This is a genomic window from Paenibacillus sp. S25 (assembly GCF_019454085.1).
GTDB lineage: Bacteria > Bacillota > Bacilli > Paenibacillales > Paenibacillaceae > Paenibacillus > Paenibacillus polymyxa_B.
This window is the reverse complement of record NZ_CP073683.1, coordinates 3097695-3121694: the sequence shown is the minus strand read 5'-3', so window position 1 is coordinate 3121694 and position 24000 is coordinate 3097695. Positions and strand designations below refer to the sequence as shown.

21 protein-coding genes are annotated in these 24000 nt (G+C 44.9%); 18 read left to right on the top strand and 3 right to left on the bottom strand.

Annotated elements, in window-relative coordinates; translation table 11 throughout:
• The first annotated feature begins 9 nt into the window (after positions 1–9).
• The 7 genes from KAI37_RS13320 (at position 10) to mobB (ending at position 5058) form a co-directional block, all read left to right on the top strand.
• Complete coding sequence (locus tag KAI37_RS13320) at positions 10–765, top strand: DUF4247 domain-containing protein (RefSeq protein ID WP_025722664.1); 756 nt, start codon at positions 10–12, stop codon at positions 763–765.
• A 186-nt stretch (positions 766–951) separates the two neighbouring features.
• On the top strand, positions 952–1404 hold the full coding sequence (locus KAI37_RS13315) for an SRPBCC family protein (protein WP_071641074.1): 453 nt from the start codon (positions 952–954) through the stop codon (positions 1402–1404).
• Between the two features lie 190 nt (positions 1405–1594).
• Positions 1595–2308 carry a hypothetical protein gene (locus tag KAI37_RS13310; protein WP_071641072.1) on the top strand — a complete coding sequence of 238 codons (714 nt, stop codon included), beginning with the start codon at positions 1595–1597 and terminating at the stop codon, positions 2306–2308.
• Positions 2259–2807 (top strand): accessory gene regulator ArgB-like protein, encoded by a 549-nt coding sequence (locus KAI37_RS13305; RefSeq protein ID WP_220029583.1) that lies wholly within the window; start codon positions 2259–2261, stop codon positions 2805–2807. The genes KAI37_RS13310 and KAI37_RS13305 overlap by 50 nt, the downstream gene beginning before the upstream one ends.
• Positions 2780–2911, top strand: a complete 132-nt coding sequence (locus tag KAI37_RS26375; protein ID WP_256703320.1) for a hypothetical protein — start codon at positions 2780–2782, stop codon at positions 2909–2911. The genes KAI37_RS13305 and KAI37_RS26375 overlap by 28 nt, the downstream gene beginning before the upstream one ends.
• Before the next feature lie 324 nt (positions 2912–3235).
• The gene (locus tag KAI37_RS13300) at positions 3236–4513 is read left to right on the top strand and encodes a molybdopterin molybdotransferase MoeA (protein WP_220029582.1); all 1278 of its coding nucleotides are present in this window, start codon (positions 3236–3238) and stop codon (positions 4511–4513) included.
• Positions 4510–5058 carry a molybdopterin-guanine dinucleotide biosynthesis protein B gene (mobB, locus tag KAI37_RS13295; RefSeq protein WP_076293620.1) on the top strand — a complete coding sequence of 183 codons (549 nt, stop codon included), beginning with the start codon at positions 4510–4512 and terminating at the stop codon, positions 5056–5058. The genes KAI37_RS13300 and mobB overlap by 4 nt, the downstream gene beginning before the upstream one ends.
• A gap of 3 nt (positions 5059–5061) precedes the next feature.
• Here the strand turns inward: mobB and xerS are convergent, their stop codons facing one another.
• Positions 5062–6162: a tyrosine recombinase XerS gene (gene xerS, locus KAI37_RS13290; protein WP_013310478.1), complete on the bottom strand. Its 1101-nt coding sequence runs from the start codon at positions 6160–6162 to the stop codon at positions 5062–5064.
• Between the two features lie 116 nt (positions 6163–6278).
• Here xerS and KAI37_RS13285 point away from each other — a divergent pair, with 116 nt between their 5' ends.
• The 7 genes from KAI37_RS13285 (at position 6279) to KAI37_RS13255 (ending at position 17592) form a co-directional block, all read left to right on the top strand.
• Positions 6279–6788 carry a GNAT family N-acetyltransferase gene (locus KAI37_RS13285; RefSeq protein WP_104494567.1) on the top strand — a complete coding sequence of 170 codons (510 nt, stop codon included), beginning with the start codon at positions 6279–6281 and terminating at the stop codon, positions 6786–6788.
• 284 nt (positions 6789–7072) lie between these two features.
• Positions 7073–8689, top strand: coding sequence for an ABC transporter substrate-binding protein (locus KAI37_RS13280; RefSeq protein ID WP_076293709.1), 1617 nt, complete (start codon positions 7073–7075; stop codon positions 8687–8689).
• A 49-nt stretch (positions 8690–8738) separates the two neighbouring features.
• Entirely contained in the window at positions 8739–9665 is a 927-nt protein-coding gene (locus tag KAI37_RS13275) for an ABC transporter permease (protein ID WP_076293622.1), read from the top strand.
• Between the two features lie 30 nt (positions 9666–9695).
• Entirely contained in the window at positions 9696–10592 is an 897-nt protein-coding gene (locus tag KAI37_RS13270) for an ABC transporter permease (RefSeq protein ID WP_076293623.1), read from the top strand.
• Positions 10593–10637: 45 nt separating this feature from the next.
• A complete protein-coding gene (locus KAI37_RS13265; RefSeq protein WP_220029581.1) occupies positions 10638–12770 on the top strand; it encodes an ABC transporter ATP-binding protein in 2133 nt (710 codons plus the stop codon).
• A gap of 114 nt (positions 12771–12884) precedes the next feature.
• A complete protein-coding gene (locus tag KAI37_RS13260; RefSeq protein ID WP_220029580.1) occupies positions 12885–14057 on the top strand; it encodes a M20 metallopeptidase family protein in 1173 nt (390 codons plus the stop codon).
• Between the two features lie 466 nt (positions 14058–14523).
• On the top strand, positions 14524–17592 hold the full coding sequence (locus KAI37_RS13255) for a cellulose binding domain-containing protein (RefSeq protein WP_076293627.1): 3069 nt from the start codon (positions 14524–14526) through the stop codon (positions 17590–17592).
• 342 nt (positions 17593–17934) lie between these two features.
• Here the strand turns inward: KAI37_RS13255 and KAI37_RS13250 are convergent, their stop codons facing one another.
• A complete protein-coding gene (locus KAI37_RS13250) occupies positions 17935–18852 on the bottom strand; it encodes an AEC family transporter (protein ID WP_025720621.1) in 918 nt (305 codons plus the stop codon).
• Positions 18853–19102: 250 nt separating this feature from the next.
• Between KAI37_RS13250 and KAI37_RS13245 the strand changes: the two genes are divergently transcribed.
• Together KAI37_RS13245 and KAI37_RS13240 are read left to right on the top strand one after the other, a co-directional pair.
• Positions 19103–20104 carry a copper amine oxidase N-terminal domain-containing protein gene (locus KAI37_RS13245; protein ID WP_076293628.1) on the top strand — a complete coding sequence of 334 codons (1002 nt, stop codon included), beginning with the start codon at positions 19103–19105 and terminating at the stop codon, positions 20102–20104.
• Between the two features lie 189 nt (positions 20105–20293).
• Positions 20294–21082: an SDR family oxidoreductase gene (locus KAI37_RS13240; RefSeq protein ID WP_023988932.1), complete on the top strand. Its 789-nt coding sequence runs from the start codon at positions 20294–20296 to the stop codon at positions 21080–21082.
• Positions 21083–21161: 79 nt separating this feature from the next.
• Here KAI37_RS13240 and KAI37_RS13235 read toward each other — a convergent pair whose 3' ends face one another.
• On the bottom strand, positions 21162–21887 hold the full coding sequence (locus KAI37_RS13235) for a DsbA family oxidoreductase (RefSeq protein WP_220029579.1): 726 nt from the start codon (positions 21885–21887) through the stop codon (positions 21162–21164).
• Between the two features lie 212 nt (positions 21888–22099).
• Here KAI37_RS13235 and KAI37_RS13230 point away from each other — a divergent pair, with 212 nt between their 5' ends.
• Together KAI37_RS13230 and rbsK are read left to right on the top strand one after the other, a co-directional pair.
• Positions 22100–23128 (top strand): LacI family DNA-binding transcriptional regulator, encoded by a 1029-nt coding sequence (locus tag KAI37_RS13230; protein WP_071641041.1) that lies wholly within the window; start codon positions 22100–22102, stop codon positions 23126–23128.
• Positions 23121–23999 carry a ribokinase gene (rbsK, locus tag KAI37_RS13225; protein WP_071641039.1) on the top strand — a complete coding sequence of 293 codons (879 nt, stop codon included), beginning with the start codon at positions 23121–23123 and terminating at the stop codon, positions 23997–23999. Before KAI37_RS13230 ends, rbsK begins: the two co-directional genes overlap by 8 nt.
• Position 24000: the final 1 nt, after the last annotated feature.

The following is a 24000-nucleotide window of genomic DNA, read 5'->3' as shown; positions in this document are numbered from 1 at the left end:
GGGTTACACATGAGCAAACGCACCTGGCAGTATGCATTAAAGGTCATTGTGGCGCTGAGCTTGTTCGTATCCGTGTTAAGCGGCTGCGGCGCGCCAAGTGTAAAAGATACGTATCCGCTGGAATCGGTTAGCGGCAGCGGAAACTCGACCTCGTATGTATACCGGGCAGCTGGCAAGACAGTCCCGGAAGTAGCAGAGGAATTGAAAGAACAGCGTACACCGGAACAAATGTCACCGCAAAGCAATGAGCGGATGTTTTTGGTATATAGCGATGAGTGGTACCATTTGCAGCAAGATCCAGCTAAGAAGGAAGATACACTCATTGAAATTGACAGTAAAAAGTATGTCGAACAAAATTACAGTTCAAGCTTTCTAAAGGGATACTTAACCGCAACTGTGCTGGATGCTCTGTTTGATTCGTTGCGTGGTTCAGGCTCCTATCGGGGCTACTCCAGCAGAGATGTATACCGACCTTCTCAGGGCCAATATCGTGCTCCTACGGTGCAGGAGAAAAAGGCGATTCCGCCGATTACTGTGGAGCGGAAAGGTTCGGTTACCCGTAGAGGAAAGAACTCGGATTCTAGCGTTGGGTCAAGCGGAAGTTTGTTCGACAGAGGGTCCAGCAGTTCACCGAGCAGAGGCTCGATTTCACGTGACCGGAGCGGCAGCGGCGGTTCCAGCATATTTGATTCGCCGCGTAAATCTTATAGTAAGCCCAAAACACGTAGCGGTTCAGGTAAAATCAGCCGACGAAGTCGACGATGAGGGGTATTGTCAATTTATTTGAAAACAAAAGATTTGCGGAACTGTGGTACTGATGCACAGTTCCTTTTTTTATTTTTAGAGATGATGTTGGTGATCATCTAGCGGCACAGCCAAACCTACACTTTTATGGATATAATAATGTAGAGATAATCATAACTCTGTTTGATTGAAGGGATTGAAAATTAAATGGTACAATCTATTTCTTGGCCAGATCTTTCACAAAGACCATTTAATCTAATGGTGGAACGAAAAATGGAGTGTTCTCCGAATGTTCTGTATCAGGCGTGGACGAAGCAGTTTGACAGTTGGTTTGCAGCCCCAGGATCAGTATTAATGGAGGCTAAAGTGAACACGACCTTCTTTTTCGAAACGCATTTTGAGGGGAAGCGTCATCCACATTACGGAAGATTTCTAAGACTTGAGCAAAACCGACTGATCGAGCTGACTTGGATTACTGGCGAAGGTGGCACCAAGGGAGCTGAAACAGTTCTCACTGTTGAGTTTAAACCTCGCTTTAATGGCACGCATCTTTACTTAACGCATGCAGGTTTTCCAGACGAGAATTCAAGAAACCAACATGAACAGGCTTGGCCGCTTGTACTTGAGCAGCTCGACAAAAGGATGATGCCAGATAGATAAATCAGAAGGTTCCAGCTAAAACTGCAAGAAGAGGACGATTTTAAAATCGTTCTTTTTATTTTTTTGATGACAAAAATAAAAATTTACCTTACATAAAAACAAATATTACCAGTTTACTAGATTATTTCATTGCCACATCTATAAGTAAAATATACAATTACAACAGGCGAAATAAGAGGATGGTGTATCTGTGTTATCTGCTTTTTTATATATATTACTTGGTGTATTCGATGCTTTGGCCGCTGTTATTTTGGTCTTAAAGCTTTATATGCTTCCCGTGAGGGAATATCGTAGAAAAATATTATTTTATGCAATTGGCATAGCTTTGTTTTCCTTTCTAATGAGGGAAGTTATAGGCTTGCCTAAATTAGATTTGCCGCTTCAGTATTTGTTAATGGTTATCTTTTTTAGATTTGGTTTAGGGATCAAAACCCATCTAGCAGCTTTTTCTGCTGGTTCTGGTCTAACGGCCTACATTAATTTACAACTTTTTGTATTTCTGTTTGCGTATTTTTTTGGAGTAGCAGAACCAGGTGCTATTAATGATACTTCTGGCTCTTCTATTTACGTTATTCAGTTAACTTCTATTATTATTGCGTGCTTTATTTCTTATATAATGGGAAAATATAACTTTGGTTTCTCGTTTATAATTCAGCCTCCACATGATTTTTTAAGAGCTGAAAATTACTTATCATCCCTAAATAAAATGTTGATTCTAGGTGCTCTAATATCAGCTGTCACCATTTTTATTACTTTGTATATGCTCTATAGCTCAAATACCATAGGATTACTATCCATTTCATTGCTTACTTTCGGCGTGTCGTATTTCTTTTCAGAGAGAGGAGATTATGAGGATGCTAGAAGCGCTATCACGGTACATCGCAACGGAAATAAAAAAAGCTGATCCTGATGGTCCAACAAGTGTAGAAGTGATGGAATATGCGCTTGGTATAAAAATTACCGAAGTGTCTTCGATACTAATGGTTACGGTTATCGCTTGGATGACCGGGCATTTTTGGGGCTCGTTATTAGCTCTAGTAACTATCATGTTTGTAAGAAGATTTTCAGGAGGGGCGCACTTCAGCAATCTTACATTTTGTGTCTTTTTTACAACGGCAATATGTGTAACTATACCTCTCGTCTCTTTAAATTTATCAACGATTTTGATTATTAATGCTTGTTCAGTATTAGTGTTTTTAGTTTATGCACCCAATCATTTTATTTATATTCATAAGACCAATAACCACAAATATTATAAAACGGTATGTGTTTTAATTTGTGCGGTGAATTTTTTTGTACAATCCCACATAATATGCTTATCTTTAGCTATTCAAGCATTCAGTATTCTTCCTTTATGGAAAGGAGGTGAACGAAAATGGATAAGAAATTGGCGAGAGCTTTAAGTTTAAGACTGGGAAAATACGCTAACGAATCTACCAAAAACGAAAAAACAGTATTTGGCGCTAAACCGATACCGGCTGAGCTCAAGAAAAAAGAAAAGAACTGATTATGTACAGCGTTACTCTAGACATTATTCTTATACGATCGGGGTAACCGCACAGACTTGCAAGGAAGCTTTTCAGCTATCACGACTTGGTTTTGTGAGATCGAGTCTAACGCATTTGGAGGTACGATTCGAAGAATCTGACTTCACTTGCTCTATGTCTCATAATAAGCTTAAAGCACTTAAAAAGTTATAGAAATGACCCGTAGAATTCACGGGTTATTTTTATTGCCATACATACTTAGACCCCCCCCCCCCCCGATTTGCCAGATAACGGTTTTAGCGTTATAACAGAAAGAGGGCATTTTAGAAGAACGGAGTGAGATTATGAATCATACATCATTAAACGCAGAAAAATTCCAGCGTAAAGCAGTTCAGGTGGAAGAGGCACAAAGCAGGATAGCTAGCTATGTAAAACAAGGTGAAAGGGAAGACGTAGAGCTGGGGCAGGCGCATGGACGTTATTTGGCGATGGATTTGACCGCACCACACCCGTATCCCCGTTTTCGTCGCTCAGGTATGGACGGTTATGCGATCCTTGGCTCGGACACTGAAGTGTGCTCGTCCGGTCAGGAAATCTGGCTACATGTGATTGATGAAATTCCTTGTGGCACCGTATCGGACAAGCGGGTGGAGACTGGAATGGCTGCCCGCATCATGACAGGAGCGCAATTACCTGAAGGAGCGGACACGGTTGTCATGCTGGAAGCGACACAGCTGCGTGAGGAAAACGGACAGACATATGTCGGCTTGAAGAAGCGTATAGAAGACGGCAAAAATGTGACACAGATTGGTCATGAGATTCAGGAAGGTCGGCTTTTGCTTAGTAAGGGAACCTGCCTGGGAGCGGGGCACATCTCGGTACTGGCTACTTTTGGAGTACATCGGGTACCTGTTTACAGGAAGCCAAGGGTGGCCGTTTTTTCTACAGGATCGGAATTACTTGCAGTGGATGAGCCGTTACAACCGGGAAAAATTCGAAACAGTAATACATATATGTTGGCTTCTCAAATTAGAGAGGCAGGAGGAGAGCCGTTTATTTTACAAGCCATTCATGATGATTTGAGCCTTGCCCGTACTTCTGTACGTGAAGCGATAGATGCCTATGATATCGTGGTCACGAGTGGAGGAGTATCGGTGGGGGATTTTGATATTATGGGTGATCTGGTACGACAGGAAGATGTGAATATGCTGTTCAACAAGGTTACGATGCGTCCAGGAAGTGTGACCACAGCCGCAGTGATTGACGGCAAGTTGTTATTTGCGCTTTCAGGCAACCCCGGTGCGTGCTTTGTAGGCTGTGAGCTGTTTGTACGGCCGACGATCCAAATGATGTTATCTTCGGCACATCCATATTTACAAACCTGGACGGCGAAGTTAGGCGCAGATTATATGAAGGTAAACAACTATACACGCTTTGTACGCAGCTCTCTGGAGATACGTGGTGGGCAAGTATACGCGATTCCTGCGCGAGTAGATGAATCCAGTGTCATGGTGACCATTAAGGACAGCGACTGTCTGATCGTGATTCCTCCCACAACAGAAGGATTACGCGAAGGTGAAGAGGTGCGTGTACTGGTGTTACAAGGTGGACAGATGACGTGAATACGAAACATCCATTTGTATGTCAAATCGTCGGATTCAAAAATACGGGAAAAACGACCTTTCTCGGAGGATTGATTCGTTATGTGAAGAAGTCAGGTCTACGAGTAGCAGTGATTAAGCATGATGGACATGAATTTGAAATGGATCATGAGGGTACAGATACGTACAAGCACCGACAGGCGGGTGCTGAAGGTATAGCTATTGTTTCGGCTGGAAGAACAGCCATTGTAGAGGAGAATAGTCAACCTGTTACCGGACTGATCCGGCATTTTCAGGCCTATGATTGTGTGTTGCTAGAAGGCTTCAAGCAAGAGGATTATCCGAAGCTGGTCATGGTGCGGGAACAATCGGATGCACAGCTTACCGATAAGCTGACAAATGTACAGGGAGTAGCGGTTTGGGAGCATCAAATGGATTGGGCTCAAGGTTACTACTCGGATGAAATGATACAGATATTTCCTGCCGAGGCCAACGGACCCGCAGGCCGCTGGCTACTCGAACAGATTCAAAAGCAGATAGAAGGAATGAGGAATGAGCAGGGGTAGACATCAATCGGCTGAGTCGGTTAGAGTCTCTACCCGCCGTTCGATCGCCTGAGACATGGTTTTGTCAGTCAGGTGAGCATACACTTCTGTTGTTTCTGTCGAAGCGTGCCCCAGCTGTTCCTTTGTTTTGTAAATATCATTTTGTAAATAATAGTCAGTAGCAAAGGAATGACGAAGCTTATGCACGGTAAGGTAAGGCTTGCCGAACCGTTTGGCGTACTTGATGATCATTGCCTGAATCGCTCTTTTGGTCATGCGTTTGCCTTCTGTACTGCCGTTAGGACGTGTGACAAAGAGAGCCTTTTCTTTTTTTGGAGCGCGGTAACGGGTATGTCTCAAGGACAAATAAAGTACGAGATCATCTTTGGATTGCTCGCGGAAATACACCGGCGTTTTAAAGGTCTCGTCGTTATTGCCTTTGCGGTACACATATAATAATTTATTGTTTATGTCTAAATCGTCCAGATTCAGATTGACGATTTCAGATACGCGCAGGCCTGAGTTCAAAATGAGGCTGGCGATGCAGGCATCCCGTTCCTTATTTAGTTCATAAGAGTATAATGCCTGCTTGTTATCGGCCAAATCTTGACCATATCCTTCATAAATATAACCGATGAATTCAAGCAGTTCTTCCTCTTCCAGTATTTTACCTTTAAGCTTGGCCGCCGTATCCTTGGGTTTATGTATACGCTTGATTTCGACCTTGGCCATAATGTTGCGTTTGAGCAATGGATAAAAATTTTCATCCTCAGCGATCTGACTTAAATAATGAAAAAGCGAACGCAGAGACGATAGCTTACGTGAAATGGTGATACGGGAGTTGGAGCCTTCGCGCTTAGTAGACAGGAATAATCGAAAGCCTGTAATACTGTCCATATGAAGTGTCTCCAGCTCTTCCAGTGTAACTTGGGCATTCGTTTCTCCGGTAGACAAGCCTTCCGAGCGAAGCCATGAAAAGAAAGCTTCGTAATCCCGCACATATTCTAGTAATGTGGAAGGGGAAAGGTCGGGCAGTTTATAATCCATAAATTGCTGCACATACCATGGTAATCCCGGCATTTTTTCATCTAGTTTGCGCCGGTCGATGATCTTTTGTATATTCATTGGGTTCCACCTCGTCCGGTCATAATATATATGTATTTTAGCATATTTTGAACAGCACTGGATGGGATGTAATTCGAAGTTAAAGAACAGATTGAACCGCCAAGAGAGGTGAAAGTATGGGGTATAATATTAAATCGGAACTGAAGCTGTCTATTAAGAGTGTACCGGAGTCGCAAAAGGACATTATAGTACAGCTCATGCAATTTTATTTATATGATTTTACAGCCTATCTTCGAATTGATGTCACTGAGAAGGGGACATTCCCAGCTTATCCAGACTTGTATCAATATTGGACGAGCGGTGAACAGAAGCTACCTTTTCTGATTTGGAGACAGGATATTCCTGTGGGTTTTGCACTCGTTGACCGAATGTCCAGCAATCGAGAAGCTGACTACTACATGGCTGAGTTCTTTGTACTTCGTCCTTATCGGCATAATGGGGTTGGGACTTGGGCGGCTCATGAGCTGTTTGGACGTTTTAACGGACGTTGGAAGGTGACCCAAATGAGCACGAATAGGCCGGCACAATCCTTTTGGCGTAAGGTGGTTGGAAGCTATACGAAAGGTGAGTACAGGGAACAGACACATCCGGTAAGAGGGAATATCAGTCAGTTTTTCAATACCTGAAAAATTCGAAATAGAAAGTCAGTAATGGAAAAGAGTCGAGGAGAGTATCCTATCGGCTCTTTTTTGTTGTCAATTCAAGTCTTCTATCCATCTATAGATCATTCCAATTAGAACCTGCATTGACACTATAAAAACGCAGGTATACAGTTATTAACATAATTCATATATATTTGATTGGAATTATCAACAATGAAACATCGGCTCCAAAAATGCAATGTTATCATAACATCACCCATCAGATCGGAGAGTGTTTTTAGGTGAAACGAACAAGTCGATTTGCAAAAATGGTAGCTTTAACCCTGTCGATGGTGCTGGTCTTATCGGCATGCTCGGGTAATAGCGGGGCCAATTCTACGAATACTGAGGCGAATGCAGCAGGAGTCGGGCAAGCTGCAGAAGGTGGAGATCTTACCTATGCACTGGCAACATCGCCGGATTCACTGGACCCGCATAAGAGTGGATTGGCAGTAGCATCTCGGGTATATCGTGCGATATTCGATAACTTGGTGGTAAAGCTGCCGGACAATACGATTAAGCCTTGGCTGGCAACCGAATGGAGTGTTTCCGAGGATGGCAAAAGCTATACATTCAAGTTGCGTAAGGATGTTAAGTTCCATGACGGAACCCCGTTCAATGCGGAAGCCGTTAAATTTAGCTATGATCGGATTATTGATCCGCAAGCCGTAGTAGGTAATGCTGCTAACTTGCTGGCTCCCTATGAATCCTCACAGGTGATTGACGAATACACGATTAAATTGAATCTGAAACGACCATCGCAGGCATTTTTGAGCAATTTAAGTGTTCCGGCTGTAGCCATTGTTTCGCCGGCAGGTGTTAAAAAATATGGAGATCAATTCGGTAAGCATCCAGTGGGTACAGGCCCTTTCAAGTTTGTAAAATGGGACGAAAATGCAGAAATCAAAATCGAACGTAACCCGGATTACAAATGGGCACCGGAAACTATTGAGAATCAGGGAGCGCCGTATTTGGACAGCGTGACCTTTAAAATTGTTCCGGAGGAGGCGACCCGGATCGGCAGTGTGCAGAGTGGGCAGACTTTGGCCGCTGAAACCGTCCCACCGCAGAACATTTTAACGTTGAAGAGTGACCCTAATTTCCAATTGTTGCAGGTCAATACCCTAGGACTGCCATATACGCTGTTCATTAACCAAAAGAAGACACCGTGGAATGAATTAAAGGCGAGGCAGGCATTGCAATATGGTATTGATGTGGGGACGATCGTCAAAACGCTGTATCTAGGAACTTATGAACAGGCTTGGTCGCCACTCACTCCAGGTATTTTTGGATATGATAAATCACTGAAAAACGGTTTGCAGCCTGATCTTAACAAGGCCAATCAGTTACTGGATGAGTTGGGGTGGGTTAAGGGAACGGATGGTTTCCGGGCGAAGGATGGACAACGTCTGACGCTGCATTATGTAGACGGCACTCCGAACCGTGAAAAACGGAACGACATTGCAGCCATTATTCAGCAGCAGCTGAAGAAAATCGGTGTTGATGTGAAGATTGAAATTACCAAGGATATTGCAACAGTTGTATATACGAACGGAAACTATGATTTCTACGGAAATAGCCAGGTCAATGTGGACCCGAACGCTTTATATGCTTTTTACCACACAGCGGCACCAAATCAGCGGCCTACACTGCCTAACTTCTCCAATCCAGAGGTCGACAAGCTGTTGGAGCAGGGAGCTATTGAAAAGGATGATGCCAAGCGGGAGGAGATTTATAAGAAGGTGCAACAGCTAATCCGTGATCAGGCCGTCATCATTCCGATTTATGTTTTCCCTTATACGGTTGGAGCAGCCAAGTCAGTGCAGGGTCTCAAATTCGATTTAGTGGGTTATCCGCTCTTTAACGATGTGCGTATTCAAAAATAGAATTGCTAAATAGTTTCTGGGGCCATCCAGACGGGAAGGAGTGTGGGCTATGATCAGAGCAGTTGCAGAAAGGCTGGTTACTTCTTTGTTGGTCATTCTGGGTTCCTGTATTTTGGTATTCAGCATTTTGTATTTGCTTCCGGGGGACCCGGTAGATTCGATTCTTGACCCTTCAACGGCCACGCCAGAGATGATCGCCAATTTGCGTCATAAGCTGGGAGTGGATAAGCCTTTTCATGTTCAGTTTTTGAACTATTTCGGAAATCTGCTACAAGGTGATTTTGGAAAATCACTGCTCAATGCTGATCCGGTGCTGTCTAAAATATGGGTCAATCTCCCGCCTACACTGGCGCTGACGCTTGCCGGTTCTGCTATTTCGGTTATTATCGGTGTCCTGCTTGGAGTGCTGTCGGCCATTCATCGGGATAAGCCGATTGATATCATCGCACGAATCGTTGGATTGTTCGGCATTTCTATGCCCACATTCTGGTCAGGCATTCTGCTGTTGCTTATTTTCTCCATTCACTTGGGATGGCTGCCTGCTATGGGCTCGGACGGTTGGAAAACCCTTGTGCTTCCGTCTCTCACTTTGGGTATTGTCGGTGCAGGGTTCATTGTCAGAATGGTGCGTAACAGTATGCTGGAAGTCATTAATGAGCAGTTCATCGTAACGCTCCGTTCCAAGGGTTTGTCTGAAAAGGTTATTATGTATCGCCATGCGCTACGCAATGCGTTGATTCCAGCGATAACGATGATCGGGATGCTGATGGGAGAAATGCTGGCCGGAGCAGTTGTGAGTGAGACGGTATTTTCACGGCAAGGCATTGGGCGTTTAATTGCGGATGCAATTATGGCTAAAGACTTGCCAGTTGTGCAGGGAGTTGTATTGTTCTCTGCCATCATGTATGTGATCGTAAATCTACTGGTGGATATATCGTATACGTTCATTGATCCAAGGGTTAGACGCTCGGCGTAAGCCGGAAGGATTCAGGGAGGAGGAAGTCGGTTGAGAGAAACGATGGCTGCCAAAACAATTTGGAAGGAAAGAAAGCTGCGGGTAGCTCGGCAAACTGGAAGGTGGCGGCTCGGTGGAGTGTCGGATGGGTTCGTATATGCGGCGGGACTGATTATTGTGTTCGTAATCGTCTGTGCGGTGTTTCCGCAATGGATTGCTTCTTATGCACCCACAGAAATGTTAAGCGACCATATATTACAAGGACCAAGTGCTTCTCACTGGTTCGGAACGGACTATTTTGGGCGGGATATATTCAGTCTGGTTGTTCACGGAAGTCGGGATTCTCTGTTTATTGGCATTATGTCGGTACTCGTCGGCGGTCTGGTGGGTGGAATTATTGGTGCGCTCTCAGGTTACATTGGCGGTACAGTGGATTCGATACTGATGCGATTTATTGATATTTTGATGACTATTCCCGGAATTCTGCTGGCTTTGGCGATTGCGGCGGCTCTTGGCCCAAGCTTGTTCAATATTGTGCTGGCGGTAGCCATATCTGCTGTCCCCGGTTATGCAAGAGTTATGCGAGGTCAAATTATGAGTATAAAAGGACGTTCTTACGTCACTGCTTCGCGTTCCATCGGAGTTACACCTTTCGGCATCTTTTGGCATCATGTGCTTCCTAATTCCTTGTCCCCTTTGCTCGTGATGGCGACGCTTGGCATCGGTAGCGCTATTTTGGCCGGATCGGGATTAAGCTTTTTGGGACTTGGCACGGTAAAGGAAATTCCGGATTGGGGAACAGTATTGTCTCAAGGACGAGGATATTTGACCGTAGCTTGGTGGATATGTACCTTTCCTGGCCTAGCCATTACGTTGTTTGTGTTGTCAGTCAATATTTTGGGCGACAAGCTGAGAGACCATTTGGACCCGAAAAAGAATGTAAACTAGCATCAGGAAGCCTATTCTTAAGTGCTATAGAAGGAGGGAGTTCGTTTGTCATCATTGCTGGAGATTGAACATTTGTCGGTCGATTTTCACACTAAAAAAGGTTTGCTGCAAGCACTCGACAACGTATCACTGACGATCAGGGCGGGAGAAACGGTCTGCCTCGTCGGTGAATCTGGCAGCGGAAAAACGATTACCTCCAAGGCGATTATGCGGCTAATCGATTATGAGAACGGACGAATTGCCCAAGGACAAATACGATTCCAGGGCATAGATTTGACCGTTTTGTCACAGCAGGAATTACGCTCACTTCGTGGTAAAAAGATGGCGATGGTATTTCAGGAGCCGATGTCGGCCTTTGATCCGGTGTACACTATCGGGTATCAGCTGATAGAAATCATCATGGAGCATGACCGGAAGACACGAAAGCAAGCATGGGCTCATGCGGTTCATTTGCTGAACAGGGTAGGAATTCCTGAACCGGAAATTCGTATGAAGCAGTACCCCGGAGAACTGTCCGGTGGGATGCTGCAACGGGCGATGATTGCAATGGCACTTTCATGTGGCCCTGAGCTGCTAATAGCGGATGAACCAACAACGGCGCTGGATGTAACGATTCAGTCACAAATTTTGCAATTGCTTCAGGAATTAAAGACAGAATTCAACATGTCGATTCTGTTGATTACGCATGATTTGGGTATTGCGGCAGAGGTTGCGGATCGAATTGTTGTGATGTATGCCGGTCGAGTTATGGAGCAAGCAGCAACGGAAGAACTGTTCGAACTGCCATTGCACCCTTACACCAGAGGGTTGCTGCGTTCGGTGGCAACACTGGATACAGATCGCAGCAGCAAGCTGTTTTCGATCCCGGGGGCAATTCCGAGCCTGAGTGCATTGCCTTCCGGCTGCTTGTTTCACCCGCGTTGCCCGCATGCGACGGATCAATGCAAAAACGAAGCACCACCGCTGGCAGCCAAGGATGAACGCGAGGTAGCTTGCTGGCATTCGGAGCAATTGGCTGCCTCCGACGAGTGGCATATTACAGAGCTATCGATGAAAGGGCAGATCACGCCAGATGCTGTTGCAAAGGCAACCGAAGTAAAGGAAGAATTGACGAACGTATCTGCTGTTGATGGGGCTAAGGTGAGCAGTCATGGCGTACAGGTAAAGAACTCGCCTAAATCCAATGAGACTATCACGGAAACTGTCCAGAAAAAGCAGGACTTGTTTCGGGTGAATGGACTTCGCAAGTATTATCCGGTGAAAAAAAGCTTTCCCGGTCGGACTGGTGCTTCGATCCGGGCGGTGGATGATGTATCGTTCTCAATCCGGCAGGGCGAAACCTTTGGATTGGTCGGAGAATCCGGCAGCGGTAAGTCTACTTTAGGCCGGCTGCTGATGCAGCTGGAACGTCCGACTTCAGGGCAGGTATGCTTCCAGGATCGGGAGCTGACACGTTTAGGGAATTCTGAGTTGCGATCCGTTCGTCGTGATATGCAGATGATTTTTCAAGACCCCTACGGATCACTTGATCCACGGTGGAGTGTGGGAGATATCATAGGGGAGCCGCTTGCGGTTCATGAAGGGCTGAATGGTAAGGCAAAGCAGGAACGGGTGGAAGAACTCCTGAGCGCTGTTGGATTATCACCTTCGCTGGTTACGCGATTTCCGCATGAATTCTCGGGAGGACAGCGCCAACGAATCGGGATAGCCCGTGCCATTGCTCTGCAACCGCAGTTTATTTTGGCTGATGAGGCAGTGTCGGCTTTGGATGTTTCCGTTCAGGCACAAATTGTCAATCTGCTTCAGGACTTACAGCATAAGCTGGATACAACCTATTTGTTTATTGCACACGGATTGCACATTGTCCGCCATATTTCAGATCGGATAGGGGTTATGTACTTGGGGAAACTTGTAGAAATTGCGCCAAGTGACGAGTTGTTCAGGCATCCTGCCCATCCGTATACCCGGGGGCTTGTTGCCTCGATACCTAACCCAAATCCGAAAAACCGCCGGGAGTTAATTACGGTACAAGGTGAGATTCCTTCGCCTGCGAAGCCTCCATCCGGCTGTCGTTTTCATACCCGCTGTCCACTAGCGACCTCGCGCTGTCGTGAGGAAGCACCTGAGCTGACAGAGATTAGCACAGGACATTATGCCGCTTGTCATTACCCGGCCTAGGTTCAACCCCCTCTTTTGATCTGCTATCGGCATGATAAGAGAGCTACATTCTACAGGCCATTCATGGTAAGATAAGGATAGGAGTATATAAATTCAATAGGAAAAGAGGGTATTATGCTAGATAAATGGGTTCAGGAATTAAAAGATGGTGAACAAGAGCTGATTGCGTGGAGAAGACATTTACATCAGCATCCCGAGCTGTCTTTTGAAGAAACGAATACGTCTGCTTTTATCGCCGATCAATTGCGCTCTTTTGGTATTGAGGTAAGAACGAATGTGGGTGGAAACGGTGTGCTCGGGTTTTTAGAAGGGGGTCAGCCAGGTAGAACGATTGCATTTCGTGCTGATTTTGATGCGCTTCCCATTCAGGATGAAAAGGATGTACCTTATAAATCGACCGTTCCGGGTGTTATGCATGCCTGCGGACATGATGGTCACACGGCTGCGCTGCTAGGAGTGGCACGCGTGTTGAGTCATAACCGTAAAGCGCTGAAGGGAAAGCTTGTGTTTATTTTTCAACATGCGGAAGAAAAACCGCCTGGCGGAGCCAAGTTTATGATTGAGGATGGCTGTCTGGATGGGGTAGAGGCCGTATATGGTATTCACCTCGCATCTGAAATTCCTTTTGGCAAAATTGGATTAAAGAGTGGGCCTGCGATGGCGGCTGTCGACGCGTTTACGATCCAGATCAACGGTAAAGGTGGGCATGGCGCACGACCGCATCAGACGGTGGACTCTATTGTTATCGGCAGTCAAATTGTGAACGGGTTGCAGCAGGTGGTTAGTCGCAGGGTGGACCCTATTGAATCAGCAGTGTTAACGATTGGGGTATTTCAAGCTGGAACTGCCTTTAATGTGATCGCAGATAAGGCCAAAATTGAAGGCACCGTACGTACGTTTAATAAGGAAGTGCGTAAGGAAGTCGAGAATGAAATTCGCAGTATCGTCAAGGGGTTGACTGAGGCTTATCATGCCGGATACGAAATTGACTATCTGAATGGCTATCCTTCTTTGGTGAATGCCGAAGCCGAAACGGAACGTGTACGCGAGCTCATCTTCAGACTGTATGGAGCAGATGCTTTTTTGGATTTGAAGCCAGTCATGGGAGCAGAGGATTTTGCTTATTATTTGGAGCAACGACCGGGAGCCTTCATTCATGTGGGTGCACGCAATGAGGATGAACGAACGCATTTTGCTCATCACCATCCTCACTTTGATTTTGATGAGCGGGCATTGCTCGTCTCAGGGCATATTTTTTTAGCTCTGGCGCTTGAATACTTGCAATAATAGGCATATGTTTATGACTGACGACGTATAACAGAAGCTGGAACCGCGCATAGCGCGGTTTTTTGTTGTAAATCAAAGTATTTTGACACCCATAAAGAATGAAAATTAAGTAATTAATTCACTATATGAAAAAATCATAATAGAATTAAATAAAAGGTATTAACTCTGAAGGAAGTTCAAACCTCTTATTATAAGCTGCGGAGCAGGAGATAAAATTGTATTATCTTGATTTTTCGCACAAGGAAATGGGAAAAAGATGACGAATCTATTGAGCAAGACACCTGTGTAAGCGCTAACAAAACAAGCGTTGCACCGTTTTTATTGGTTGGGGGTGAGTCTGAGAGGACATTTGTCAGAATTGTGAGAAGCAACGATAACGATAGGAACGAATTCAGAATCGGTTGATTACTTTTATCCCAAAATGACTCGCAAATTCAATTGATAATGAAGAAGGAGGTTGAATTCATTGACTAAGGCAAAAAACAGGTTGAGAATTGCTTGTTTGGCGCTTGTGGTAGCGGGTGCTTCCTGGACAGGAATGATAGCGCCGGCTCATGCTACTCCAAGTGACGATTACAGTTGGAAAAGTGTGGTTACGGGTGGAGGTGGTGGTTTTGTACCTGGCATTATTTTTAATGAAACGGAAAAAGACCTGATCTATGCCCGTACAGATATTGGAGGAGCTTACCGCTGGAATGCTGCTAATGAGAGCTGGATTCCGCTGACGGATTTTGTGGGCTGGGAGGATTGGAACAAAAATGGTGTCGATGCACTAGCAACTGATCCTGTTGATCCGAATCGTGTATATATAGCTACAGGTACGTATACTAATTCATGGGATAAAAACGGACAAATTATGCGCTCCACCGATAGAGGCAACACGTGGCAGACAACCAAGCTTCCTTTTAAAGTAGGGGGCAATATGCCTGGACGTTCAATGGGTGAACGCCTGACGATTGATCCAAATATGAATAATATTTTGTTCTTTGGAGCTCGAAGTGGTAATGGACTATGGAAAAGCTCTGATTTCGGAGCAACTTGGAGTAAAGTGAGCAGCTTCACAAATCCTGGGACATATGTACAGGACCCTTCCAATGAATATACCAGCGATATTATCGGTTTATCATGGATCACTTTTGACAAAAAAACAGGCTCTTCCAGTAAAGCAACGCAGACGATCTATGTAGGTGTTGCAGATAAAAAGCAAAGTGTCTATCGCAGTACAGATGGTGGGACAACCTGGTCTGCTGTAGCGGGCCAGCCTACTGGGTATTTGCCACATCACGGCGTTTTATCAGCGGACGGCAACTTGTATATTTCCTATAGCGATGGAGCTGGTCCTTATGACGGAACAAAGGGTGAGCTTTGGAAATTGAATACAGCAAGCGGACAGTGGACTAACATTAGCCCCATTGGTAGCAGCAGCGCGGACAATCATTTTGGATATGGTGGACTGACGGTGGATGCCCAGAAGCCAGGCACACTTATGGTTGCTACTTTGAATGCCTGGTGGCCGGATGAAACGATTTATCGCAGCACGGACAGTGGTGCAACTTGGAGTCCTATTTGGGAATTCGATGGTTATCCGTCTCGTAAGCTAAAATACAATCTGGATATCAGCGCTGCGCCTTGGTTGACTTTCAATACCAAGCCTGCTCCACCAGAAGTATCACCCAAGCTTGGTTGGATGATCGGAGACCTAGAGATAGATCCGTTTAATTCAGACCATATGCTGTACGGTACGGGAGCTACGATTTATGGTTCTAAAAATCTGACGAATTGGGATAAAGGTGGAAAGCTGGATATCGCTGTAGCCGCTAAAGGGATAGAGGAAACGGCCATTTTAGATCTGGTGAGCCCTCCAGTCGGCGCGCCTTTGGTCAGCGCAGTAGCTGATGTCTCGGGTTTCAAGCATGACGATCTTTTCAAGGTTCCAGCTAATATGCTGGATAATCCAACCTTTACAAGCAGCGAAAGCATTGATTATGCTGAGTTGAATCCTTCTTTTATGGCCCGGGTAGGTAAAGCGGATTACAAAAATGATCCAAATGCCAAATCCATTGGATTTTCCAATGATGGTGGAGCGAAGTGGTATAAGGCAAATAGCGAGCCTTCCGGTACAGCAGGAGGAGGCAGCATTGCCGTTGCGGCAGATGGCAATGGCATGCTGTGGAATACATCGGACAAAGGTGTGTTCTACTCCAAAACTGGCGGCAACTCATGGACAGCAAGTACGGGGATTCCAGCGAATGCAAAGATCGCCTCTGACCGAGTGAATCTTAATAAATATTACGCATTTGCCTCCGGAAAAATATATGTGAGCACCAATGGAGGCGTATCATTTACACCATCAGCGGCAACTGGCTTACCAACAGCAGGCAATGCTGATATTAGTGCTGTACGAGGAGCAGAAGGAGATGTATGGCTCGCCGGGGGTTCTGAGGATGAAGGGCTTTACGGCTTATGGCATTCCAAAGATTCCGGCGCTACGTTCACCAAGCTTTCTAATGTGCAGGAAGCGGATTTTGTAGGCTTTGGTAAGGCAGCGCCAAACCGCACGAATGCAGCGGTTTTTATCGTTGGTAAAATTGATGGCACACGTGGATTTTACCGCTCGGACGATGCTGGCGCAAACTGGGTGCGCATTAATGATGATAAGCATCAATATGCTCGAGTGACCAAAATTATTGGAGATCCTCGGGTTTATGGACGTGCTTATCTGGGAACAAATGGCCGCGGCATTTTGGTGGCAGATCGTCTAGGTGGTGATCAACCGTCTACTGGGCAAGCAAGTATTACACCAACGACTGCAACCTATGGAGTAGATAACGGCAGTACCGAAATTACTGTCAAGCTAACACTTAGCGGTAATACGTTAGAAACGATCAAGCAGGGGAGCCTAGTACTAAACAAGGGTGAGGATTATACGATTAGTGAAGAAACAGTCGTTCTTACCAACAAGTATCTATCAAAGCTTCCTAAAGGAGAGACAACGCTTAACTTCCATTTTAGTGCAGGCAATGACGCGTTGTTCACGATTATGGTAAAAGGGGATACGCCAGGCGAGCCGGGAACAGACCAGGGCGTTTTGAAGGTGCAAGCCTTCAATGGGAATGTATCCGCCACAAGCAATACAATCAGTTCCAAATTTAAAATAACCAATACGGGAACCTCACCAATTTCCCTAGCAGACGTGACATTGCGTTATTATTACACCATTAATGGGGAGAAAGCACAAAATTTCTTCACGGATTGGTCGAGCGTCGGTACAGGGAATGTGATTGCTAGCTTCAAAACATTATCCAATGCGAAGCCAGGGGCAGATTCCTATGCAGAAATCGGGTTTAAATCGGCTGCGGGTTCTATAGAGCCCGGTCAAAGTGTGGAGTTGCAAACCCGGATATCCAAAGAGGACTGGAGCAGTTACACACAAACCGATGATTATTCATTTAATCCCACAGCAAACAGCTTACAAGATTCTGCTAAAATAACCGCTTACCTGTCTGGAAGCAAGCAATGGGGAATTGAGCCCTAAACCTTAATAAGGACAATCCCAAGTCAGCCACTCTAATGAGTGAGCTGGCTTTATTTTTGACGATCTTATTGTCCCGCATTCTTTTTTTGGGGAAAAAGCAACGACAAGTTGAAAACAGCAACTAATAGAGATTCAAATTTAATAATATAATTATTTCACTATATGAAAAATTCATAATAAAAAAAACTCTTTCTCGCATACAATCTCCACAAAACAAACACACCACTTTAAGTAGAAAAAGAAACACTGACGGGAACATATGTTCTTTTAATTCAAAAAAGAAACGCTCCTGTCCTTAGACAAAAAGCGTCTCTAATCAAATTTTTATATTTATCATACACCTCAAACAAGATGCCGGGATACTGAAATTAACAGTGTCATCGTAATGACATTCACAATCGTAGAAAGTAATACTGTTTGTGCGGCAAAATCGGGTTCATTTTTATATTCCTCCGCCAAAATACTTGTATTAACACCGGTAGGCATACCCGATGCAATGAGCAAGGCTTGAGCGGGAATCCCCTTAAGACCCAGCAGCAAGACGAGCATAAAACCGACCATTGGACCAGCAATCAGGCGTAGTACCATACTGATGTACACGGCTGTCCGGCGCAAGCGAAAGGGATATTGCACAATTTGTGCTCCCAAAGTAAGCAGAGCCACGGCAACCATCGACTGACTAATATAATTCAAAGGTTCAGCCAGTAAATTAGGCAATGGACTATGCAGCAGATTTAGGAGCAAACCTAGCGCAAGCGCATAGGGAACAGGCATTTTAAAAAAATTAATTAATATTTTTCGAGTATTGGCCTTGCCGTTTTGCACAACAAAAGTGCCGTATGTAAATGTGACAAAGCTTTGAAAGGTCATAATCAGAGCTTGAACGGAAATGGCCAACGGGTCACCTTTGAACACCAACTGATTGATTGGCAGACCATAATTTCCTGAATTATCTAGCATTACACTATTTGTAAAAGCTCCACGCATTCCGGGGCTGTATTTCAGAGATCTGGCGACGGTAGTGCTGATTACGTACAGAATAGCTATGTACAAGGCATAAAAAAGTGAAACCTCACCCATGAGCATTAAAGAAATTTCTGAGTTATAAAGACCCGTAAACACAACTGCGGGGGTAATATAGTAAAAATTGATTTTAGCTAAGGTATACAAATCCAGTCGAAAATAATATTGCATGATACAACCAAAACCGATAAGTACAAAAATAGGTAAAACAACGTCCAAAAGAATGGTGCCGAACATGTCTGTTTCATCTTCTTTCTATTATGCGAATGTAAAGGCTGATTCTTAAAAATGCATGTGTAATTCTCATTATACTGTGTAAATAGGTTAGGCGTATAATAAAATTTTATAGTGGTTTTGGTAATCTGGACTGCAGCTATATTGGTGTCTCACACATTAGATAAGAAAAGATAAAAAATTAGCTTAGAGAAGCCGTTAATACATCTAGGGACATTTGAGCCTGGTCTTTACTATAAGGAGGAATCGCATCATGAGAAACACTTGGACAGCCTTACTAACGTGTATACTGGTCTTGGGATTGGCAGCGGGAACCGCTGAAGCCAAGCAGGGACGCGGAAATGATCAGGAGAACAAACAGGAAGCAAAGACGTCTGTTAAAGACGGGAATGAAAAGAGCGGGGAAGAGCTAATCAATCCCCATGACTCAGACAATGATCAGTCCAAAAAACAAAAGGACAAAACATCCGGGAAAAAGGATGAAAACAGTAAAAAAGACAAACACGCAGAAATCAGAAAAACTGAACCTGTTGCAGTAACAGATGATACGTACGAGGAGTCCAAAGACCATAATGCTCACAAGGGACGCAACGGTTACAAGGGTCTGCTTCACGCGGTAGAAAATACGAAGGATAAGCCGGCAGGAGCGGTTATTGCGAACCTGCTGCTTACGAAATACCCGGAACGTTTGACTCCGGAGCAGGTTGCTGAACTTGAATTGATCCGGAATTCTGGTAAAGCACTGACTGAGGCAGCTAAGCTACTAGCTGAAAACGGAAATGTGACTGATGCCGTTTACATGCAGGAGGAGGCAGTACTGGCTAATGTGTCCGATCTGGAAAGCTACAAAAAGCTGGGTGAATTCTCGAAAAAGGCAGGACGGCCGTCGGGCATGAAGCTGTTCGTGAATGGTGAAAAATACGATGCCAAACCGATTAACCGCAATGGGACCACACTTGTTCCGTTTAGAACAGCTTCCGAAGCTTTGGATGCAAAGGTTTCCTGGGATCCGAAAGAAAAGGCTGTTACTGTCACCCGTAACGGCGTGTCCGTCAAATTATTTGTTAACAGTCCGAAAGCATATATTAACGGTCAGCCGTATTCTATCGAGCAGCCAGCATCCATAGTGGATGGGACGACAATGGTACCTGTAAGGGTAATCGGAGAGGCCTTGGGGACAAATGTTAAATGGGAGCCTGAGAGCCAGTCCGTTGTTGTATACGAGCAGCCAACAACGCCTGCATCAACATCATAACGTGCTGTAAACAAAAAGGGCCCCTGACTAAATGTCAGGCCTTTTTGTTTTACCTTGCAATTAATGATTTCGTATTCTTTTTAATGGTGAGAAGATAGATAGCCTTCATAATACTACCAGTCTATTCGCATTATGTGCTGGTCATGTGTACAATTAAATAGAGAACGCTGAGAAAAGGGAGTGTCATAGATGGATTTAGGATTAACGGGAAAAACAGCCTTTGTTGCAGGTTCCAGTAAAGGACTCGGCAAGGCAAGCGCACGGGAGCTGGCACGCGAGGGTGCGAATGTCGTCATTTCAGGACGGAACGAAGCAGAGCTTCAGCGGACGCAGGCGGAATTACTGGAAACAGCGAGTGGCCGCGTTGAATATGTAGTTTGCGATGTAACAAAACCAGAACATATCTCCCAGGCCATCCGCCGTACAGCTGATTTGTTTGGCACCGTGGATATTTTGGTTAACAATGCGGGTGGGCCTCCTGCCGGTACCTTTGATGATTTTACAGATGAAGTGTGGATGCAGGCCTTTGAACAAAATTTACTTAGTCATATCCGGTTGATCCGTGAGGTGTTACCATATATGAAAAAACAACAAAGCGGTAGGATTTTAAATATTGCTTCTTCCTCAGTTAAGCAGCCAATTCCGGGGTTAATCATTTCAAATACGCTACGTACTGGAGTTGCTGGATTGGCAAAAACATTGTCTCTGGAATTAGCTCCTCATAATATTCTGGTACATACTGTAGCACCGGGGAGAATTGCAACTGATCGCGTGCGTAGCTTGGACGAGCATCGAGCTGAGAAAACCCAGCAAACGACGGATCAGGTTCGCAAACAAGCAGAAGAGGGCATTCCATTGGGACGGTATGGAGAGCCTGAAGAGTTCGGTAAAGTTGTTGCTTTTCTGGCGTCTTCAGCTTCATCCTATTTGACAGGGAGTACCATCCTTGTGGATGGCGGAATGATTAAATCGTTATAAAATAAAGATGCGTGCCAGCCTCAGGTTTAATTGGGTGCTGGCACGCTTTTTTTAAATTTATTTAGGAAGTAGAAAATCTTCATTCACGGCCTGGAAGCTCACAACCCTCATCGGTACATATACCACCTGCATCTTGTTTGGACGAGTTGCCGCTTATCATGGTGAAAGGTGATCGTTCATCCCATGCTTTTTGAAGCGCATCATGAAATACTTCCTCCGGCTGGGCACCAGAAACAGCAAATTTTCGATCAAATACAAAGAATGGCACACCCTGAACACCCAACTTAGCGCCTTCGGCTTCATCAGCTCTAACTTCGTCGGTAAAACGGTCACTGGCTAATATAGCAGCCGCTTCCTTTTGATCCAAACCAACTTCAGTAGCCAGCGCTACCAGCACTTCATGATCCCCTGTATGCTTGCCTTCGATGAAAACAGCTTGGAATAAACGCTCGCTCAGCTCCAGCATTTTGCCTTGTGTTTGAGCCCAAAGTGTTAAGCGGTGAGCATCAAGAGAGTTCGTCGGCACCATGGCATGAATATTATATTCAAGACCCGCAGAGCGTGCGTTTTCGTTCATTCGATCATTCATAGCCTGAGCCTCTTGCAGACTAACCCCATATTTAGCTGATAGTTCTTCATTGATCGTTTTACCACTATCTCTCATAGCACCCGGGTTCAATTCAAAACTCTTGAATGTCAATTGCACCTCATTGCGATGTGGGAATTGCTGTAATACTTGCTCCAAACGGCGTTTGCCGATATAACAGAATGGACACATATAATCAGACCAAACTTCGATATTCATCAGGAAAAAGCCTCCATGTATACGTATTTTATTGAGTAACCGGGAGTGGTGCTCCCCCATTTAGAATGTGTATAAAGGTGGAACTTCATTAGTTACAATATGAATTATAAAGCTAAAGCATTCAACGTGCAAATAATTAATGCTTGTCAAAAAATTAATGCTGTGATATTTTATATGTGTAACCGGTTACACATTGGAGTTGAACCTACACTATGACAACAATTAAAGAAGTCGCCAGCTTTGCAGGTGTTTCCGTAGCGACCGTATCCAGAGTTATTAATGAAACTGGATATGTACATGAGGATACACGGCGAAAGGTAGAGGCTGCTGTGAAGCAGTTAAATTACAAGCCCAATGAAGTTGCACGTTCTTTGTATAAAAAGAAATCCAGATTAATCGGCCTGCTGCTGCCGGATATTACGAACCCTTACTTTCCCTTGTTAGCTCGTGGGGTGGAGGATCGAATGCAGGAAAATGATTTCCGGATTATTTTCGGTAATAGTGATGAAGATCGCCAAAAAGAATTGGATTACATGGATACTTTTGTTCAAAATAATGTCGTTGGTGTTATTTCTTCTACCAATGATCCCGATGCCGATTGTTACGCCAAACTGAAGATCCCGGTCGTTTTTCTCGATCGAACTTCCAGTGACAGCCTCTCCGTATATGCGGATGGAGCCCATGGCGGTTGCTTGGCTGCTCAAGAAATGGTTGCCCGCGGCAGCAAACAAATTACAGTCATGCAGGGCCCTGCACATATTCGTCCAGCACAAGACCGTTTTCGCGGGGCGGTTGAAGAGCTTCAGCAATCCGGAATTGCTTACCATGTGGTCGAGACAACTTCCTTTTCGTTCAAGGAGGCCGAGTCGTGGGCCAAAGAGCTGTTTAGCAAGTATCCAGATACGGACGGAGTTATCGCAAGTAACGATATCGTGGCTACAGCGGTGATGCATGAGGCACATAGATTAGAAAAGAAAATCCCGGATGATGTTCAAATTATCGGGTTTGATGATATACCATTAAGTAGTTTATTATTCCCGCCTTTGTCAACGATCCGACAACCTGCTTATGAAATGGGCTGGGAAGCAGCAGGGCTACTCATTCAGTTGATTGAGCAGTCGCAAGTAACGAATTCAAGCGTACCTAATCTTCATTCGAAAGTACTTACCTATTCAAGCATACAATTGCCCGTCAAATTTATAGAACGGGAAACGACGAGAAAGGTGGATTATAATGGCTAAAATTTCGATTATCGGAAGCAGTTCTATGGATCTCGTAGTTACTTCGTCCAAACGTCCCGGTGCTGGTGAAACGGTATTGGGTGAAAGCTTTACAACCGTACCCGGAGGTAAAGGAGCTAATCAAGCCGTAGCCGCAGCACGACTCGGAGCGGACGTTACGATGATTGGACGTGTAGGGGATGACCATTTTGGAGAACAGATTTTACGCAATTTTGAAGAAAATCATGTTTATACTGGCTATGTGAAACCGGTTACACATATGGAAAGCGGTACAGCGCATATTGTACTAGCAGAAGGTGATAACAGTATTGTCGTGGTAAAAGCAGCAAATAATGAAGTGACACCTGCCTATGTGGAAGAAGCACTTGACGTCATTCGAAGTTCGGATATTGTGTTAATTCAACAGGAAATACCGTCGGAAACGGTTGTTTATGTAAGCGAAATTTGTGCGAAATACCAGATACCCTTGTTGCTGAATCCAGCCCCGGCTCGTGAAGTGGAAGAAAGCGTAATTGCGAATGCGACCTACATTACGCCAAACGAGCATGAAGCTGCCATTATGTTTAAGGATATGAGCCTTCAAGAGGCGCTGCGCAAATATCCCAACAAGCTGTTTGTGACTGAGGGCAGCAACGGTGTACGGTTCTTCGATGGAGAACAAGAAGTCGTGGTTCCTACCTATAAAGTAGAAGCCGTTGATACAACAGGTGCAGGAGATACGTTTAACGCTGCTTTTGCAGTGGCATTGGCTGAAGGAAATTCGCTGGCAGACAGTGTGAAATTTGCTAATCGGGCTGCGTCATTGTCCGTAACCAAATTTGGAGCCCAAGGTGGAATGCCAACCCGTCGTGAAGTGGAGGAGCAAATATAAT

What these genes read in the sequence shown, in the direction of transcription:
- KAI37_RS13230 (WP_071641041.1), top strand. Translation starts at nt 22,100, where the DNA reads ATGACAACAATTAAAGAAGTCGCCAGCTTTGCAGGTGTTTCCGTAGCG.
- KAI37_RS13300 (WP_220029582.1), top strand. Translation starts at nt 3,236, where the DNA reads ATGAATCATACATCATTAAACGCAGAAAAATTCCAGCGTAAAGCAGTT.
- KAI37_RS13250 (WP_025720621.1), bottom strand. Translation starts at nt 18,852, where the DNA reads ATGTTCGGCACCATTCTTTTGGACGTTGTTTTACCTATTTTTGTACTT.
- KAI37_RS13235 (WP_220029579.1), bottom strand. Translation starts at nt 21,887, where the DNA reads ATGAATATCGAAGTTTGGTCTGATTATATGTGTCCATTCTGTTATATC.
- KAI37_RS13275 (WP_076293622.1), top strand. Translation starts at nt 8,739, where the DNA reads ATGATCAGAGCAGTTGCAGAAAGGCTGGTTACTTCTTTGTTGGTCATT.
- KAI37_RS13240 (WP_023988932.1), top strand. Translation starts at nt 20,294, where the DNA reads ATGGATTTAGGATTAACGGGAAAAACAGCCTTTGTTGCAGGTTCCAGT.
- rbsK (WP_071641039.1), top strand. Translation starts at nt 23,121, where the DNA reads ATGGCTAAAATTTCGATTATCGGAAGCAGTTCTATGGATCTCGTAGTT.
- KAI37_RS13245 (WP_076293628.1), top strand. Translation starts at nt 19,103, where the DNA reads ATGAGAAACACTTGGACAGCCTTACTAACGTGTATACTGGTCTTGGGA.
- KAI37_RS13280 (WP_076293709.1), top strand. Translation starts at nt 7,073, where the DNA reads ATGGTAGCTTTAACCCTGTCGATGGTGCTGGTCTTATCGGCATGCTCG.
- KAI37_RS13320 (WP_025722664.1), top strand. Translation starts at nt 10, where the DNA reads ATGAGCAAACGCACCTGGCAGTATGCATTAAAGGTCATTGTGGCGCTG.
- KAI37_RS26375 (WP_256703320.1), top strand. Translation starts at nt 2,780, where the DNA reads ATGGATAAGAAATTGGCGAGAGCTTTAAGTTTAAGACTGGGAAAATAC.
- KAI37_RS13315 (WP_071641074.1), top strand. Translation starts at nt 952, where the DNA reads ATGGTACAATCTATTTCTTGGCCAGATCTTTCACAAAGACCATTTAAT.
- xerS (WP_013310478.1), bottom strand. Translation starts at nt 6,162, where the DNA reads ATGAATATACAAAAGATCATCGACCGGCGCAAACTAGATGAAAAAATG.
- KAI37_RS13305 (WP_220029583.1), top strand. Translation starts at nt 2,259, where the DNA reads ATGCTAGAAGCGCTATCACGGTACATCGCAACGGAAATAAAAAAAGCT.
- KAI37_RS13285 (WP_104494567.1), top strand. Translation starts at nt 6,279, where the DNA reads ATGGGGTATAATATTAAATCGGAACTGAAGCTGTCTATTAAGAGTGTA.
- KAI37_RS13260 (WP_220029580.1), top strand. Translation starts at nt 12,885, where the DNA reads ATGCTAGATAAATGGGTTCAGGAATTAAAAGATGGTGAACAAGAGCTG.